Below are 15,848 nucleotides of genomic sequence, written 5' to 3' on the forward strand. Positions count from 1 at the left end.
TCAACATGAAACCCATCTATCGCATCGGCGCCGCGACTCTGCTGGTCGCCGCCCTTGGCCTGCAAGGCTGCGCCATGGGCACCAACTCCAACAGCGCTTACACCTCGGTGCAGGCGCAGCGCGAGCAGACCGTGCGCTTTGGTACGGTGGATTCTGTGCGCAATGTCGTGATCGACCGTGAGCAGACCGGTGTTGGCACCATTGCTGGCGGCGCGATCGGCGGCATTGGTTCGGCAGCAGCCATCGGGCGCGGCAACGGCTCGGTGGCGGCCGGTGTGCTCGGTGCGATTCTCGGTGGCGTTGCAGGCAGCGCGCTCGAGGGTCAGATGAACAAGCGTCCGGGCCTGGAAATCACCGTCAAGCTCGACAACGGCGAGTACCGCGCGATCACGCAGGACGCCGACGAGGCCTTCCGTCCTGGCGAGCGCGTGCGCCTGCTCTCATCGGGTGGGGTGACGCGCGTCACGCACTGATCCACGACGCTCGGCCGACAGGCCGAGGGGTTGATGGAAACACCGCATCGGCATCGCGCCGGTGCGGTTTTTTTACGCCCGCGAGAAACGTATGCGCGACGCTCGGGCAAGAAAAAGCCCGCCGGGGCGTGAGCCGATCGGCGGGCGGTGCAAGACGCTGAGGTCTTGCGGACCGGATACGCAGTATCCGATCAGGTGGGCGCGACCTGCGCGCCGCTGTGGTCCCGGAGGATCACCGTCGTCAGAATGACTTACGGACGGTTGCCGGTCGGGAACGGCCATGCCGCAGCCGGGTTCAGCGCGGTCTTGGCAGCAGGTGCAGCAGGTGCAGCGGCCGGAGCAGCAGCGGGCTTGGCGACAGCCTTCTTCGCGGGGGCCTTCTTCGCAGCAGGCTTGGCAGCAGCCTTCTTCGCAGCCGGAGCCTTCTTGGCAGCAGCCTTCTTCGCAGCAGGCTTGGCAGCAGCCTTCTTGGCAGCCGGAGCCTTCTTCGCTGCAACCTTCTTCACAGCAGCTTTCTTGGCCGGAGCCTTCTTGGCTGCAACCTTCTTCACAGCAGCTTTCTTGGCCGGAGCCTTCTTGGCTGCAACCTTCTTCACAGCAGCTTTCTTGGCCGGGGCCTTCTTGGCTGCAACCTTCTTCACTGCGGCCTTCTTGGCGGGTGCCTTCTTGGCAGCGACCTTCTTAGCTGCGACCTTCTTGGCCGGAGCCTTCTTAGCGGCCGGAGCAGCCTTCTTTGCAGCGGCCTTCTTGGCGGCCGGAGCCTTCTTCGCAGCGGCCTTCTTGGCCGGGGCCTTGGCGGCCGGTTTCTTCTTAGCAGCAGTTGCCATGGGAAACTCCTTCAAGATTGGGTATCGAACTATCGAGATTGAGCAACCCGACCGGCCCGATCCCACGATGCATTGGCATCGCCAGACCAACCGAGCGAGCGATTCATCGGCGCGCCACCAAACGGCAGTCGCACGCTAATGAATTCGGTAGGAAGCTCTGCGACTTGCGCGGCGAACACACGCAGCAAGTTGCACGCCCTGGTCGCGCGCACGAGCGCAACCGCAAGCTGCCAGACAGATTGCATCCGGCGAGTCTTCAACAATTGAGAGGACCGGGGCATCGTGGCCACACCGGTCGAAATCTGATCTTGCGCGAATCGCTGCGTGGACCGCAAAGCCGCGTGCAGCGTGACTTTGCAGACAGCGAGAAACTGGAGAGCGCGCGTTTTCTTTTGGGGGTAGTACGCCCATCCCGACGGGGGGATCGCAGAGACGGCACCGAGTTCGAACAGCCCTGTCGGCGTGGCGTGCATCAAAGTGGTTACGCTCCTCGACTACCTTTCACTTGCCGCTTGGAACTTCATCGTCGTTGATCGCGCGAAGCTTCCTTGCATCGAAGTCAACGTCTTGTCAAGGCGAATCATAATTCGTTTGCGCGGTGATGTTAAGAGATTTATGCAAAAAGCGCGGTGAGTTTTGGTGAAGGATTGCGCTGCGTCTGTGCGTCGCTGCGATTCGAATCGCGCATGCACGCAGATCGATCTCGCGAATGCGCATTTTCTTGCGTCGTGACATCACGTTACGGCGTTGCTCCACGTTGACACACGCGCCCCGCAAACCCAGTGGTCATGCCGGTTTACAGCAACGCGCGATGTTGCGCGCGTGTGCATCGCGAACACACGCACGCGCCTCGCGCGCATTCAATATCGTCGTGCGCACCGACGTGCGAGCAGCGCGATGCGTGTCGAAAAAAACGATGCGTAGATGCGACAGCGCGCGCGAATTTTTCGCGCTCAACACGTCGATACGCACGCAATCGATGCGCTCGACACATGCGCATCGACATGTTGAACGTGTCGATGACGCTGCTGACTCGCATCTCGAACACCGCCGATGCGCGCTGCGCGAAGTCGATGCGATTGCGATGGTGAACCGCGTGCATGCAGGTGCCGCAAATCGCGTGCCGCGCGTTCGATGCGCGACGTGTTAGCGAGAGGGTCGACGCATCGATGCATACGTGCGCGCGAATCGCATCGACGCATGCGATGTTGGTGTCGACGCATGCGCCCCCTCCCGGGCGGGACGATGCCGAACTGCGGGCGAGCACGACGGTGCGTTGGCGACATGCGCAACGCAAAACCGATCGCCGATCGCGGGAAAACCCTGCTCAGCAACCGCTGAAAAGTTCACGCAACTGCGTTTGAAACGAGGCTGTTTTACGACGATAGAAGGATTGTTCTACGGCAATCCACAGGCCATTTTTGCTGCGGACTTATCGCCTGGGAAATGGCTCGCAGTCTTGCTTAATGCAGAAGCACGATCGCAAATTGCTGCAACCGCATATCTGGGTGTCAGGTTGCCGCTGATTGTCATGCCATTCGGTTTCACTTCACGATCCGCTCACCACATGAGCACGGCATCGATCGCGCGGTGTGGCACGGACCTGCGCGTGGCCCGTGACAAGACAGGGAGGTCGTCGCCAACCCCACAGCCTGGCGACGACAAACCCGACGAGCAAAGAGCGCAAGACAGAAGGGGTCCAACACAAGCGTTCTGTTCTGAGTAGTGGAGGCACAAGATGCGCGATCTAGCGTTCTTGTCGAAATCGAATCCGCCGAAGCGCGGAGTGTTCCTGCAGTGCGTGCTGGCGACAGCGTCGCTCGCCATGCTGGCCGGCTGCGCGAATTCGGGCAGCGGCGACATGGGTACGTCGCTTGGCGGTGGCAGCGATTCGCAATCCAAGCCGGCGATCGCGGCATCAAGCTCGCCCACGTGGTCGAACGACAACAGCGGCAATGCAACGGGTGGCACCGGCTCGACCGGCAGCACGCCCATCGCGACGCTGACCGGCCCTGTCGAGCAGGTGACGACCACCACCATCACCGCCATCGTGCCACTCACCAGCACGCTGACTTCGACCACACAAACGCTGGGTGCGACGACGGGCCTTGGTGCTCCGGTGAGCAACGTGCTGGCGACGCTGGGCGGCGCGCTCGGCAGCGCGGGCAGCACGATCACGACGGCCGGCAAGGGCGATGTGTTGGTATCGACGGTTGGCACTACGGTGGGCACGCTCGGCGCGGTCACCACGGGGTTGTCGACGATGGTCTCGCCGGCGGCACCGTCTGCTGCGGGCAGTGCGCCGGGTAGCGCGCTGACCGGTGCGCTCGGTGGCGCGCTGGCGCCGGTCACGACGGCAGTCGGTTCGTTGACGGCGGGACTGCCTGGCGTCGGTGCGCTTGGCGCCGTTGGCGCAGCCGGCAGTGGCGGTACCGGCGGATTGGGCAGCGTCGGCACAACGGTGGGCGGGTTGGTTGGCGGTGTGCTGTCGGGTGTGACATCCGGCGTGCACCACTAGCCACTGCTCTGTAGAACTTTCTTTGCATTCGACGGCAAACGCAGGCGGATGCTACCCGCTGGACGCCAGATGCGCGTTCTTCTGACCCGGCGGTGACACGCGGTACGGGCCGCGCTTACAAGGAGACTCACCATGAAGATTCAGAACCCGCTCCACACTTCTTCTTCCGCATCGTTGTCCGCCGTTTCGGCGTCGCGCACGCTGCTGGCAGCCGCTGCAGTGGCCGTGCTGACGCTGGCCGGCTGCGCTTCGGGTGGCAACCCGAACGGTGATACGACGCCGTCATCGACGGCCAATAACGATCCGGGCGCGGTGCCGGTCGGCAACGTGGCCAGCAGCAGCGGCAATGTGGTCACGCAGACGGGTAAGACCGTCAGCGACCTTGGCACGACGATCGGCACGGCGTCGGTGCCCGTCATCGGCGGCACGGCGACACAGAAGGACCTGGGTGCGACGGTCACGTCCGCCGGCAACACGGTGCAGACATTGGGCGGCGGCATCAGCAATGGGCTCGGCAAGATCGGCTCGACGCCCGACCCGGTCGGCACCACGGTGCAAAGCTCGGGTGACGTGATCCGCTCCGCTGGGGTGACGACAGGCAACGCGGGGCAGACCGTCTCGGATCTGGGTGCCGCCGGCAGCCCGCTGGCGCCGCTGAATCCGGTGACGTCACCGGTGGGCAGCGGTGTGTCTGCGCTGGGTCAGGTGATGCAGGGTGCTGGCGGGCTCGTCACGATTGGCACGTCGAGCGGCCCGGTGCAGCAGGTCACGCAGCAGAGCAGCAACGCGATCGTGCCGCTGTCGTCGCAGGTGGTGAAGGGCACGCAGACGGTCGGCAGCACGACGATGCTCGGCGGCCCGCTGGCCGGCGCGCTCAACACGGTTGGCGGCGGCCTGCAGAGCGCAGGGGCGCAAGTCGGTGCGGCCGGCGGCAACCCCGTCGCGGCTGACGTGGGCGGTGTTGTTGGCGCCGTCGGCGGCACGGTGGCCAGCACCGGTGGCCTGATCAATGGCGGCAGCGGCGGCGGGTCTACGAATCCGCTGGCGCCGATCACGACCGCACTGAGCGGCGCAGCCGGCAGCGGCAACCCGCTCGCCCCGATCACGAATGCGCTGGGTGGCGTCACGAACGCCGCCGGCACCTCTGGCAGCAATCCGCTGTCACCCCTGACCGGTGCGTTGAGCGCGCATTGATCCCTGCGCCGACATCATCGATCAGCCCTCACCGATTTTTTTGACTGACAACAAGGAGACTCCACAATGAAACCTACCCCCCACGCTCTCGCCCGCCTGGCTGGCGCCCTGGCACTCGCACTGGCCGCTGGCAGCGCCTTCGCGCAAGTCAGCCCCGCCGGCACCTGGAAGACCATCGACGACAACACGGGCAAACAGAAAGGCGAAGTGACGATCGTCGATAACGGCGGCACGTTCTCGGGCAAGGTCACCAAGATCCTGGTGCCGGGCGACGAGAACAAGACCTGCACCAAGTGCACGGACGACCGCAAGGACCAGCCCATCAAGGGCCTGACGATCCTCACGGGTCTGAAGGCGGACGGCAACAACAACTGGGATGGCGGCCAGATCCTGGACCCGGAAAACGGCAAGGTGTACAGCGCCAAGATGTCGCTGTCCGAAGACGGTCAGAAACTGAATGTGCGCGGCTTCCTGGGCATCAGCCTGCTGGGCCGCACGCAGACCTGGATTCGCGAGCAATGATCGCCTGCCGATAGCAGAACCAAGCGAAACATCCCAACGCGCGGCGGCGCCCCCTCCTTGTGGGTGGGTGCCGTCTCTTCGGGCGCCGGTGCAAGCCGGCGCCTTCTTTTTTTGCGGAAATCCGCACACTGCGCGCACGGTATCTCCATTAAAGAAGACCACTCCACCGCCGTTACCCCGTTGGGGAGACGTCAAACAATAAGTGGAGAAAACGCGACATGCGACAGTGGACACTCAAAGCAAAGCTGCGTCTTGCGTTGGGCCTGATGTGGCTGGGGCTGATCGGCGTCGGCATCTGGAGCGCGATGGAGACCCGCGCAACCATGCTCGACGAGCGCAAGGTCGGCCTGCAAAACCTGGTGGATGCCGCCGAGGGCATCGCCAAGCTGTATCACGGCCGCGCGCAATCGGGCGCCATGAGCGAAGCCGACGCCAAGAAAGCCGCGCTGTCGACGCTGGCCTCGATGCGCTTCGGCTCCACCGGCTATCTATTCGTGGTCGACTCGCAGTTCATCCTGCTGATGCATCCGACGCTGGCCGACATGGTCGGCAAGAGCACCGCAGGCTTCAAGGACCCGACCGGCAAACCGGTCTACCCGACCATCGTCAACGCCGCTAAAGACAAAGGCTTCGGCTTTGCCGAATACCAGGGCCGCCTGCCCGGCAGCGAGACCGCATTGCCGAAGATCGGCTACGTGAAGCACTTTGTGCCGTGGGACTGGAACATCTCCAGCGCCGTCTTTCTGCAGGAAGTGGATGCAGCGTACCGCCATTCGCTCATCGCCAATCTGATCGTCATTCTGGTGGTGGGCGGCGCGGTGTCGCTGGCCATGTCGCTCATCATCCGCAACGTGCAGCGCGGGCTGGGCGGCGAACCGAGCTACGCCGCCGAGATGGCACGCCGCATTGCCGGCGGTGACCTCGCCGTGCACGTGCAAACCCGCGCCGGCGACCGCGACAGCATGCTGGTCGCCATGGCGCAGATGCAGCAGCAACTGACCGGCACCATCAGCCATATCAAGACATCGGCGGATTCGATTGCGAGCGCCACCAAGCAGATCGCCGCCGGCAATGCCGATCTGTCGCAACGCACGGAAGAGCAGGCTTCGTCGCTGGAAGAAACCGCGTCGAGCATGGAAGAGCTGACGAGCATCGTGCGTCAGAACGCCGACAACGCGCGCCAGGCGAGCACGCTGGCCGTCAACGCATCGGACATCGCCGCCAAGGGCGGCGAGGTGGTCGGCCGCGTGATCGACACCATGGCGGGCATCAACGAAAGCAGCAAGAAGATTGCCGACATCATCGGCGTGATCGAAGGCATCGCGTTCCAGACGAACATCCTGGCGCTCAATGCCGCAGTCGAGGCCGCGCGCGCCGGCGAACAGGGCCGCGGCTTTGCCGTGGTGGCCGGCGAGGTACGCAACCTGGCGCAGCGCTCGGCGGGGGCGGCCAAGGAAATCAAGGAACTCATCGGCGATTCGGTCGGCCGAGTGGAAAACGGCACCACGCTGGTGGCCGAAGCCGGCAGCGTGATCGACGAGGTGGTGATCGCAGTCAAGCGTGTGACCGACATCATGGGCGAGATCAGCTCGGCCTCCGAGGAACAAAGCTCTGGCATCGAGCAGGTCAACCAAGCTGTCACGCAGATGGACGAGGTGACGCAGCAGAACGCCGCGCTCGTCGAGCAGGCCGCGGCCGCCGCGCTGTCGCTGGAAGAACAGGCACAGGTGCTGCGCGACGCGGTGGCGTCGTTCCGCACCGCCTGATCGCCGAGATTTCACGTCTTGCTCCCCAACGAGGGGAGGGACGCCGCGCCGTTCTCTGGTGTGTCGCATGGTGCTATGCTGCGCGCCAGAGAATCGATAAAACCATGTTGGAATAGCCATGCCCGAGCGCAACCGGCCGCCATTCAGGGGCCCTTTTGGCGCGATTGCCGGGTCGACCACCAGCGTCTATGCCGCAGCAGGAGACACCGCCGGCGACGCCCATGAGCCGATGTCCGGCGGCCGCTCCAGTGCGGTGCGCGATGTCGCTGCACAAGATCTGGCCAGCGACACCGCGCTGTGGCGCTTTGCGCTGGCCGCAGAGCACGGCGGCCGCGCGCCCCATCCCGACGCCGCCTTGCGCGACGATCTTTCCGTCCTGCGCATCCTGCGCCACGCAGACGGCCTGCGCCTGCTCCGGCAAGGGTTGCGCAGTGCGTTCCCGGGTTCGGCCCTGCGCCTGACCACCTTCTGGCCCGAAGAACAGCCGCACGCCTACCCGGCGCGCGCGGAAGCCCGCCCAGCGGAATTCGGCGATCTACTCGTGCTGCTGCGCTTGCGCGGCGCGGTGCCGACGCTCGATTGCCGCGCGCTCTTTCTTACCAGCCGCCGCATCGACCAGCCGGACGATGCGCTCGACAAGCACCACGCCCTACCGCAGATCAACCTGTACGAAGGCTGGCCCGACTTCAACGTCTATGCGCGTTCGCCGATCAAGTCGCGCAACGCAACCTTCCTGGGCAAGTTCGACCTGTCGGCTGAGCTGGACCCGCTGCGCCGCGTTGGCCGCGACCAGCGCCAGTGGCGTTACCTGACGCCCTGCACGGGCCTGCAGCACTACGCGCAATGGCCTGGCGCACGGCCGGCTTCTCCGCTGCAATGGCGCTGGCCTTCCGGCCCGCAAGCCGGCGCCGCACGGCCCAGCACCGGTTCGTTCACGGGCCTGCTGCGCCAGCTCGCACGCCCGGAAGGCCCCGGCGAGGATTGCTCCGCCGGCACAGACGTGCCAACGTGGGGCCGCCTCATCAACAGACTGCTCGACCACAGCTGGGAAGTCGCCCCGAGCCACGCGCTCAAGAGCGGCAATATCAGCTCGCTGGCATTCTGGACGCGACTGCGCGGCTTCCTGACGGCGGAATACCTGCTCGGCTCGCACTCGTTGCAGAAGGGTTTTGGGGCGTCGTTGCAGTTCGAGATGGCCAATGGCCTGCAGGACATCGCCCGCGACGACTGGACAGCCACCACCGGCTTCGACCCTGAAGACCTCGACGTGCCTGGCGTGCGCGGCACGCTACAGCGCATTGCGGCGTCCAGACTGGCCGTCTTCGGCATGAGCGCGGAAGACCCGGCACCGCTCGCTGCACCGCGCCCCCAACGCGGCGTGACGCCGCGCCCCGATGGCGAACGCGAAGGCCAGCGCGTGTTGCTGATCGACGTGATCCGCCCCAGCGCAGCCGCCCTGTAAGCACGCCAATTCGATAAAAAGCGACGCCCGCGCCGCCGAGAACGCAACGATTTCTCGGCGGCGCGCGGCTATGCTGTGGCGTTGCGCTGCCGCGCTTCCTGCCGCCCCCCTCCGCTGTCGCTCATGCCTTCCGCTGCTTCCGCTTCCACTGCTTCGACGACGTCCACCTCCCCCTGGATGCCCATCCTTGCCCTGATGGGTTCGATGGCCTCCGTGTGCCTCGGTAACTCGTTTGCCAAGACGCTGTTTCCGGTGCTGGGCGCGGCGGGCACGGTCACGTATCGCGTGACGATTGGCGCGGTGATCCTGCTGGCGTTCTGGCGGCCGTGGCGCCTGCACCTGAGCCGCGCAGATGCCGGCCGCATCGCGCTGTATGGCGTCACGCTGGCGAGCATGAACCTGCTGTTTTACCTGTCGCTGCAGCGGTTGCCGATCGGCATTGCGATCGCCATCGAATTCACGGGGCCGCTGGTGCTGGCCGTGCTGCTGTCGCGCCGCGCGCTGGATTTCGTGTGGATCGGGCTGGCGGTGGTCGGCTTGCTGATGCTGACGGTGGCCGACAAGTCGGTCGGTCAGGTGGACCACCTGGGCGCGGTGTATGCGCTGGCCGCCGGCGTGTGCTGGGCGCTCTACATCCTGACGGGCAAGAACCTCGGCGGCCTGCATGCGGGCCAGGCGACGTCGATCGGCATGGTGGTCGGTGCGCTGTTTGCGATTCCGTTTGGGGTGGCGCAGGCCGGGTGGGCGCTGTTCTCGCCCTCGCTCATTCTGGCGGGACTCGGGATCGGGCTGCTGTCGAGCGCGATCCCGTATTCGCTGGAGATGGTGGCGCTCAAGCACCTGCCGGGCAAGACGTTTTCCGTGTTGCTGAGCCTGGAGCCTGCCATCGGCGCGCTGGCCGGGGCGATCGTGCTGCACGAGCAACTGACCGGGCGCCAGTGGGTGGCAATCCTCGCCATCATCGCCGCGTCGGCCGGCTGTGCGCTGACGGTGCGCGCTCCCAAGCCCGCCCAGAGCTAGCCGGAAACCCGCGCTGCGGCTTGCAATGCAGCCATGCGCGTCTGCGCGTAGACCATCCCCTTCCATTCCGGCACGTCGCAATAAAACGCATCGCGTAGCCCCTTGCGGATGCCAGCCTGCTGCGCAGCGCCCTGCTCCGGATGGCGATGCAGCCAGTGGTCGGCGCGCAGCGCCTGCAGCACCGCCAGCGGCGCGAGCGTACCGAACTCCAGCGTCACGCAGGTCTTCTCGATGCCGGGCAGCAGTTCGTAGGCGATGCCCACCAGATCGCCCTTGACGACCGACGAGACCGAACCCGCTGCAGCAATCGGTCGAACATCGGCACCCCAGGTGCGCATGGCACGCTCCAGCTCGGCAGGATCGGGGCTGTTGAAGATCTTCTCGCCGTGGCCGTAGTGGCCGAGCCCGGTATGCAGGTCGATCCACACCAGGCGCGACATGCCGGCCGCGTGCCGCGACACGATCCCGCGCATCTGCAGCGTGCTCCAGCACGGCGCGCTGCCGCCGTAGAACATGCCGTCCGGCACGCGGTATTGGCCGCTCGTTGCGGCGTCTTGCAGGGCTTTTTCGCCGCGGGTGACCATGTAGTGCTGCAACGCTGCCTGATCCGCCTGGCTGGGCGGCCACGTGCGCGGCAGCAGCAGCGGATCGACTTCGAGATACGCCGGGTTGGCGGACGCGGCTTCGGCAATGTCGACGCTGTTGCGGTTCAGGTCAACGTTGTCTTCATTCACGCGCCGCAAGTGTGCAAACCCGTACGGGTTGACCGCATGCACCAGCAGCAGCGCTACGTTGGCAGCCGCCAGCCGCGCGAACAGTTCGTCGTCTTGCAGCAGGCCGGTCTGGCAGCCGGAGCCGCAGAACCCCTCCACACCATGGACGCCGGAGGTGACGATCAGCAGAGCCTGAGCCTGCGCCGGCGCGAGCAGCGCGGTATCGATGGAAAGCTGCTCCCCAGACGGCCCCGCCACATCGGGATGCAGATGACGCTCGATGCGAAGCCCCCGGCTCTGTGCGGCGGCGAGGAACTTGCTGCGCGCTTCATCGTAGGTCTGCGAGAAGAAGGCTTCGACCGTCATAGCGGGAATCCGGGGGCAGTGGTAGCCGCAGCGTGCCATGTCTGACAGGCGCGGCGCAATCGCACAAACGTGAATGGACGCCCCAAAACGCAAACAGGCGACGCATGGTGCGTCGCCTGTCTACGTTGATGCCGGGTCGAGCGCGTGGCTCAGATCACTCCCAGGACAGCGCACCGCCGGTCTGGTACTCGATCACGCGCGTCTCGAAGAAGTTGCGCTCCTTCTTCAGGTCGATCATTTCGCTCATCCACGGGAACGGGTTTTCTTCGTTCGGGAACAGCGCGTCCAGGCCGATCTGCTGGCAGCGACGGTTGCAGATGAAGCGCAGGTAGCCCTTGAACATCGGTGCGTTCAGGCCCAGCACGCCGCGCGGCATGGTGTCTTCGGCGTAGCGGTATTCGAGGTCGACCGCCTTCTTGAACAGCTCCGTGATCTCGGCCTTGAACTCGGCCGTCCACAGGTGCGGGTTCTCGAGCTTGATCTGATTGATCAGGTCGATCCCGAAATTGCAGTGCAGCGACTCGTCGCGCAGGATGTACTGGTACTGCTCGGCGGCACCGGTCATCTTGTTCTGACGGCCCATCGCCAGGATCTGCGTGAAGCCAACGTAGAAGAACAGGCCTTCCATGATGCAGGCGAAGACGATGAGCGACTTCAGCAGCTTCTGGTCGTTCTCGGGCGTGCCGGTCTTGAATGACGGATCGGTCAACGTGTCGATGAACGGGATCAGGAACTCGTCCTTGTCGCGGATCGACTGCACTTCGTGGTACGCGTTGAAGATCTCGGCCTCGTTCAGGCCCAGCGACTCAACGATGTACTGATACGCGTGCGTGTGGATCGCCTCTTCAAACGCCTGGCGCAGCAGGTACTGGCGGCATTCCGGCGCGGTGATCTGGCGGTACGTGCCCAGCACGATGTTGTTGGCGGCCAGCGAATCGGCCGTCACGAAGAAGCCCAGGTTGCGCTTGATGATGCGGCGCTCGTCTTCGGTCAGACCGTTCGGGTCTTTCCACAGGGCGATGTCGCGCGACATGTTGATTTCCTGCGGCATCCAGTGGTTCGCGCAGCCGGCGAGGTACTTTTCCCAGGCCCACTTGTACTTGAACGGCACCAGCTGGTTGACGTCGGTGGCGCCGTTGATGACGCGCTTGTCAGCGGCGTTCACGCGGCGGTTGCTCTGTGCGGCAGCGGCGTTCGGGTTGTTGCCGAGGATGCCCGTGCCGGCGGCCTGCGTGGCCGACGGGGGCAGGACGCCGCCCTGGTCAGCGGTGGCCGTTTGCAGTTGCGGCTGCGGTTGATACACCGGCTGCGGTGCAGCCGAAGGTTGTGCGGCAGGTTTGACGTCGTCGTCCCAGCTCAGCATATGTGCTTCTCCTAATTCTTTGCGCGTCGCTCCCGCTCTTTTGGAGCGCGAGTCCAGTGTCGTTCAGGTCACGGCGCCCCCGCTTGCGCGGGAGCAACCTCAGACACTGTTTTGACTTATTGGCAGGCTTCGCATTCCTCGAAACCGGGGTCGCCCGGGCGCATAGTGCACACGGCGCCTTCGGCTTCCGGCATCGCCTGGGCGGTGGCAGCAGCGGCATCCAGCGCGCTGGTCGGTGCGGCCGACGTCACGCCCGATGCACCTGCAGCCGACACACCACCTGTATCGCTACCCGAGGACACCGCATTCAGCGTGCCGCGCGACACGGTCGACTTCTCGACGTGCGTGGCGCCGATCGTGCGCAGGTAGTACGTGGTCTTCAGGCCACGCAGCCAGGCCAGCTTGTACGTGTCGTCCAGCTTCTTGCCCGACGCGCCGGCCATGTAGATGTTCAGCGACTGAGCCTGGTCGATCCACTTCTGGCGGCGCGATGCCGCTTCCACCAGCCACGTCGGCTCCACTTCGAAGGCCGTTGCGTACAGGTCGCGCAGGTCTTGCGGAATGCGGTCGATGCGGGCCAGCGAGCCATCGAAGTACTTCAGGTCGGCGACCATCACTTCGTCCCACAGGCCGCGTGCCTTCAGGTCGCGCACCAGGTAGTCGTTGACCACCGTGAATTCGCCCGACAGGTTCGACTTGACGTACAGGTTCTGGTACGTCGGCTCGATACAGGCCGACACGCCGATGATGTTGGAGATCGTTGCCGTCGGGGCGATCGCCACGCAGTTCGAGTTGCGCATGCCGTACTGCTTGATGCGGCCGCGCAGGCTGTCCCAGTCCATGGTCGACGACATGTCGGTTTCCAGGTAGCCGCCACGCTCTTCGGCCAGCAGCTTGAGCGAGTCCTGCGGCAGGATGCCACGGTCCCACAGCGAGCCCTTGTAGCTGCTGTAGCGGCCACGCTCTTCAGCCAGCTCGGTCGACGCCCAGTAGGCGTAGTAGCACACGGCTTCCATCGAGGTATCGGCAAACTGCACCGCTGCGTCGCTGGCGTACGGCACGCGCAGCACGTGCAGCGCGTCCTGGAAGCCCATGATGCCCATGCCGACCGGACGGTGGCGCAGGTTCGAATCACGTGCCTTCTTGACCGCGTAGTAGTTGATGTCGATCACGTTGTCGAGCATGCGCATGGCCGTGCGCACGGTCTTCTTCAGCTTCTCGTGATCGAGCACCACGCTGCCATCCGCCTGCTTGACCAGGTGGGCGACCAGGTTGACCGAACCCAGGTTGCACACGGCGATTTCGCTGTCGTTGGTGTTCAGCGTGATTTCCGTGCACAGGTTGGAGCTGTGCACCACGCCCACGTGCTGCTGCGGGCTGCGGATGTTGCACGGATCCTTGAACGTGATCCACGGGTGGCCGGTTTCGAACAGCATGCCCAGCATCTTGCGCCACAGCTGCAGCGCCGGCATCTTCTTGAAGAGCTTGATCTCGCCGCGCGCGACCTTGTCTTCGTAGGCCAGGTAGGCCTGCTCGAATGCCTTGCCGACCTTGTCATGCAGGTCCGGGCAGGTGGACGGCGAGAACAGCGTCCACTCGCCGCCTTCCATCACGCGCTTCATGAACAGGTCCGGGATCCAGTTGGCCGTGTTCATGTCGTGCGTGCGGCGGCGGTCGTCGCCGGTGTTCTTGCGCAGCTCCAGGAATTCTTCGATGTCCAGGTGCCACGTTTCCAGGTACGCACACACCGCGCCCTTGCGCTTGCCGCCCTGGTTCACGGCCACAGCCGTGTCGTTGACCACCTTCAGGAACGGCACCACGCCTTGCGACTTGCCGTTCGTGCCCTTGATGTGCGAGCCGAGTGCGCGCACGTTCGTCCAGTCGTTGCCCAGGCCGCCGGCAAACTTCGACAGCAGCGCGTTTTCCTTCAGCGCCTCGTAAATGCCGTCCAGGTCATCCGACACGGTGGTCAGGTAGCACGACGAGAGCTGCGAGCGGCGCGTGCCTGAGTTGAACAGCGTCGGCGTGCTCGACATGAAATCGAACGACGACAGCAGCTGGTAGAACTCGATGGCGCGGGCCTCGCGGTCGATTTCGTTCAGCGCCAGGCCCATCGCCACGCGCATGAAGAACGCCTGCGGCATCTCGATGCGGGTTTCATTGATGTGCAGGAAGTAGCGGTCGTACAGCGTCTGCAGGCCGAGGTAGTTGAACTGGAAGTCGCGCGAGGCGTCCAGGGCCGCACCCAGGCGGGCCAGGTCGAACTGCGCCAGCTTGTCGTCGAGCAGTTCGGCGTTGATGCCGCGCTTGATGAACTGCGGGAAGTAGTCGACGTAGCGCGTGCTCATTTCCGCTTGCGTGACTTCTTCGCCGAGGATTTCGCGGCGGATCGTGTGCATCAGGATGCGCGCCGTGACCTGGCTGTACGCCGGGTCCTTTTCGATCAGGGTACGCGAGGCCAGGATGGCCGAGTCGTACACCTGCGTCATCGGCACGCCTTCATACAGGTTCTTGACCGTTTCCTTGAGGATCGGCTCCGGGTCCACCGCTTCGCCCAGACCTTCGCAGGCCGAGACGATCACGTTGCGCAGCGCCGCCATGTCCAGCGGGCGGGTGATGCCGCCGTCGGTCACGTTCAGGCCGATGAAGGCCGGTTGCTGCTGGGTTTCACCGGCTTGTGCGCGCTCCTGGGCGCGGCGCTCGCGGTACAGCACGTAGGCGCGGGCCACGTCGTGCTCGCCCGAGCGCATCAGGGCCAGTTCCACCTGATCCTGCACGTCTTCGATATGGAACGTGCCGCCGTTCGGGCGGCTGCGCAGCAGCGCACGCACGACGTTCTGCGTTTGTTGCTCGACCAGCTCGCGCACACGCGCGGAAGCAGCGCCCTGCCCGCCATTCACGGCGAGGAAGGCCTTGGTCATGGCCACGGCGATCTTCGAAGGCTCGAAGCTCACCACGGCGCCGTTGCGGCGGATGATCTTGTAGTCCGCGTAGCCAGTGCTGGGGGCAGCGGCCGTGCCGCCAGCGCTTTGCGCAAATTGGGAGGGGTTGGCGGTGCCGGAGTGGATTTCTGGTTGGGCCGTCTGCATGTGGACTCCTGTTGAACCGTTCGTTTTATTGGCGCGCCGGGGGTGAAGCACCCTGGGCGAATCCTTGCGCTACGCGGAGAAATGAGACGGAAAAGACCCCTGCCTTTCCTCAGCCCCCAAGCGCCGGCTCGACCTGCCGTACGCCCGCCCCCGCGTGGCGCTGAAATAAGAATCCCGGAAAGCGACCACTACATCTAGTGTCCAACTCCGGGATTGACGCTAAGTATAGTGGCCCAATCGAATTTGCCTAGACTTGACAGGTGGGGGCAGAGGGCTATTTTTCACCCGCCAATGCGGTGCCGCAAACCCGCTACGCCAGTCTGCACAAAGGGTCGGCGGGACTGGCGTGCGGCGTCGCAATGACCGACTCTTCAGAATAATTCTTTCTATCGACGTCGCAAGCTCAATAGACGTCACCTCATCTTCGGTAGGGGTATGTGTGCGGCGCACTGCACCGGTGCACGCGTGCCGCACCCCGGGGCAATCCCCGGCATTCACCCGCTCAAGAAATCCGAATAGCCACATCAGCATTCTT

At 64.7% G+C, this 15,848-nt stretch carries 12 protein-coding genes; 7 read left to right on the forward strand and 5 right to left on the reverse strand.

Annotated features, from left to right (window positions below):
* Positions 1 to 5 precede the first annotated feature (5 nt).
* Positions 6 to 473, forward strand: a complete 468-nt coding sequence (locus ACU8YE_RS22395) for an outer membrane lipoprotein (protein ID WP_045204804.1) — start codon at positions 6 to 8, stop codon at positions 471 to 473.
* A gap of 251 nt (positions 474 to 724) precedes the next feature.
* On the opposite strand, the gene ACU8YE_RS22400 is transcribed toward ACU8YE_RS22395, so the two are convergent.
* Both ACU8YE_RS22400 and ACU8YE_RS22405 read right to left on the reverse strand, forming a co-directional pair.
* Positions 725 to 1,300 (reverse strand): histone H1-like DNA-binding protein, encoded by a 576-nt coding sequence (locus ACU8YE_RS22400; RefSeq protein ID WP_004632965.1) that lies wholly within the window; start codon positions 1,298 to 1,300, stop codon positions 725 to 727.
* Between the two features lie 786 nt (positions 1,301 to 2,086).
* On the reverse strand, positions 2,087 to 2,272 hold the full coding sequence (locus tag ACU8YE_RS22405; RefSeq protein WP_440076263.1) for a hypothetical protein: 186 nt from the start codon (positions 2,270 to 2,272) through the stop codon (positions 2,087 to 2,089).
* Between the two features lie 766 nt (positions 2,273 to 3,038).
* Between ACU8YE_RS22405 and ACU8YE_RS22410 the strand changes: the two genes are divergently transcribed.
* The 6 genes from ACU8YE_RS22410 (at position 3,039) to ACU8YE_RS22435 (ending at position 9,782) form a co-directional block, all read left to right on the forward strand.
* Positions 3,039 to 3,818 carry a collagen-like triple helix repeat-containing protein gene (locus tag ACU8YE_RS22410; protein WP_322017542.1) on the forward strand — a complete coding sequence of 260 codons (780 nt, stop codon included), beginning with the start codon at positions 3,039 to 3,041 and terminating at the stop codon, positions 3,816 to 3,818.
* A gap of 132 nt (positions 3,819 to 3,950) precedes the next feature.
* Positions 3,951 to 5,012, forward strand: coding sequence for a collagen-like triple helix repeat-containing protein (locus tag ACU8YE_RS22415; protein ID WP_446929638.1), 1,062 nt, complete (start codon positions 3,951 to 3,953; stop codon positions 5,010 to 5,012).
* A 66-nt stretch (positions 5,013 to 5,078) separates the two neighbouring features.
* Positions 5,079 to 5,534 (forward strand): DUF2147 domain-containing protein, encoded by a 456-nt coding sequence (locus ACU8YE_RS22420; RefSeq protein ID WP_232041045.1) that lies wholly within the window; start codon positions 5,079 to 5,081, stop codon positions 5,532 to 5,534.
* Positions 5,535 to 5,752: 218 nt separating this feature from the next.
* On the forward strand, positions 5,753 to 7,300 hold the full coding sequence (locus ACU8YE_RS22425; RefSeq protein ID WP_322017539.1) for a methyl-accepting chemotaxis protein: 1,548 nt from the start codon (positions 5,753 to 5,755) through the stop codon (positions 7,298 to 7,300).
* Positions 7,301 to 7,418: 118 nt separating this feature from the next.
* A complete protein-coding gene (locus tag ACU8YE_RS22430; RefSeq protein WP_446929639.1) occupies positions 7,419 to 8,762 on the forward strand; it encodes a peroxidase in 1,344 nt (447 codons plus the stop codon).
* 123 nt (positions 8,763 to 8,885) lie between these two features.
* Positions 8,886 to 9,782, forward strand: coding sequence for an EamA family transporter (locus ACU8YE_RS22435; RefSeq protein WP_446929640.1), 897 nt, complete (start codon positions 8,886 to 8,888; stop codon positions 9,780 to 9,782).
* On the opposite strand, the gene ACU8YE_RS22440 is transcribed toward ACU8YE_RS22435, so the two are convergent.
* The 3 genes from ACU8YE_RS22440 to ACU8YE_RS22450 all read right to left on the reverse strand — a co-directional run bounded on the left by ACU8YE_RS22440 (position 9,779) and on the right by ACU8YE_RS22450 (position 15,313).
* Positions 9,779 to 10,861 carry a M14 family metallopeptidase gene (locus tag ACU8YE_RS22440; RefSeq protein WP_446929641.1) on the reverse strand — a complete coding sequence of 361 codons (1,083 nt, stop codon included), beginning with the start codon at positions 10,859 to 10,861 and terminating at the stop codon, positions 9,779 to 9,781. The genes ACU8YE_RS22435 and ACU8YE_RS22440 overlap by 4 nt on opposite strands.
* A 154-nt stretch (positions 10,862 to 11,015) precedes the next feature.
* Positions 11,016 to 12,224 carry a ribonucleotide-diphosphate reductase subunit beta gene (locus ACU8YE_RS22445; protein ID WP_102066852.1) on the reverse strand — a complete coding sequence of 403 codons (1,209 nt, stop codon included), beginning with the start codon at positions 12,222 to 12,224 and terminating at the stop codon, positions 11,016 to 11,018.
* 116 nt (positions 12,225 to 12,340) lie between these two features.
* Complete coding sequence (locus ACU8YE_RS22450) at positions 12,341 to 15,313, reverse strand: ribonucleoside-diphosphate reductase subunit alpha (RefSeq protein WP_260802212.1); 2,973 nt, start codon at positions 15,311 to 15,313, stop codon at positions 12,341 to 12,343.
* Between the last annotated feature and the right edge of the window lie 535 nt (positions 15,314 to 15,848).

The organism is Ralstonia sp. VS2407, from assembly GCF_052950655.1.

Bases quoted from the DNA above. Each gene is read 5' to 3' on its own strand.
- ACU8YE_RS22450 (WP_260802212.1), bottom strand. From the start codon at position 15,313: ATGCAGACGGCCCAACCAGAAATCCACTCCGGCACCGCCAACCCCTCC.
- ACU8YE_RS22395 (WP_045204804.1), top strand. From the start codon at position 6: ATGAAACCCATCTATCGCATCGGCGCCGCGACTCTGCTGGTCGCCGCC.
- ACU8YE_RS22445 (WP_102066852.1), bottom strand. From the start codon at position 12,224: ATGCTGAGCTGGGACGACGACGTCAAACCTGCCGCACAACCTTCGGCT.
- ACU8YE_RS22430 (WP_446929639.1), top strand. From the start codon at position 7,419: ATGCCCGAGCGCAACCGGCCGCCATTCAGGGGCCCTTTTGGCGCGATT.
- ACU8YE_RS22400 (WP_004632965.1), bottom strand. From the start codon at position 1,300: ATGGCAACTGCTGCTAAGAAGAAACCGGCCGCCAAGGCCCCGGCCAAG.
- ACU8YE_RS22410 (WP_322017542.1), top strand. From the start codon at position 3,039: ATGCGCGATCTAGCGTTCTTGTCGAAATCGAATCCGCCGAAGCGCGGA.
- ACU8YE_RS22420 (WP_232041045.1), top strand. From the start codon at position 5,079: ATGAAACCTACCCCCCACGCTCTCGCCCGCCTGGCTGGCGCCCTGGCA.
- ACU8YE_RS22415 (WP_446929638.1), top strand. From the start codon at position 3,951: ATGAAGATTCAGAACCCGCTCCACACTTCTTCTTCCGCATCGTTGTCC.
- ACU8YE_RS22435 (WP_446929640.1), top strand. From the start codon at position 8,886: ATGCCTTCCGCTGCTTCCGCTTCCACTGCTTCGACGACGTCCACCTCC.
- ACU8YE_RS22425 (WP_322017539.1), top strand. From the start codon at position 5,753: ATGCGACAGTGGACACTCAAAGCAAAGCTGCGTCTTGCGTTGGGCCTG.
- ACU8YE_RS22440 (WP_446929641.1), bottom strand. From the start codon at position 10,861: ATGACGGTCGAAGCCTTCTTCTCGCAGACCTACGATGAAGCGCGCAGC.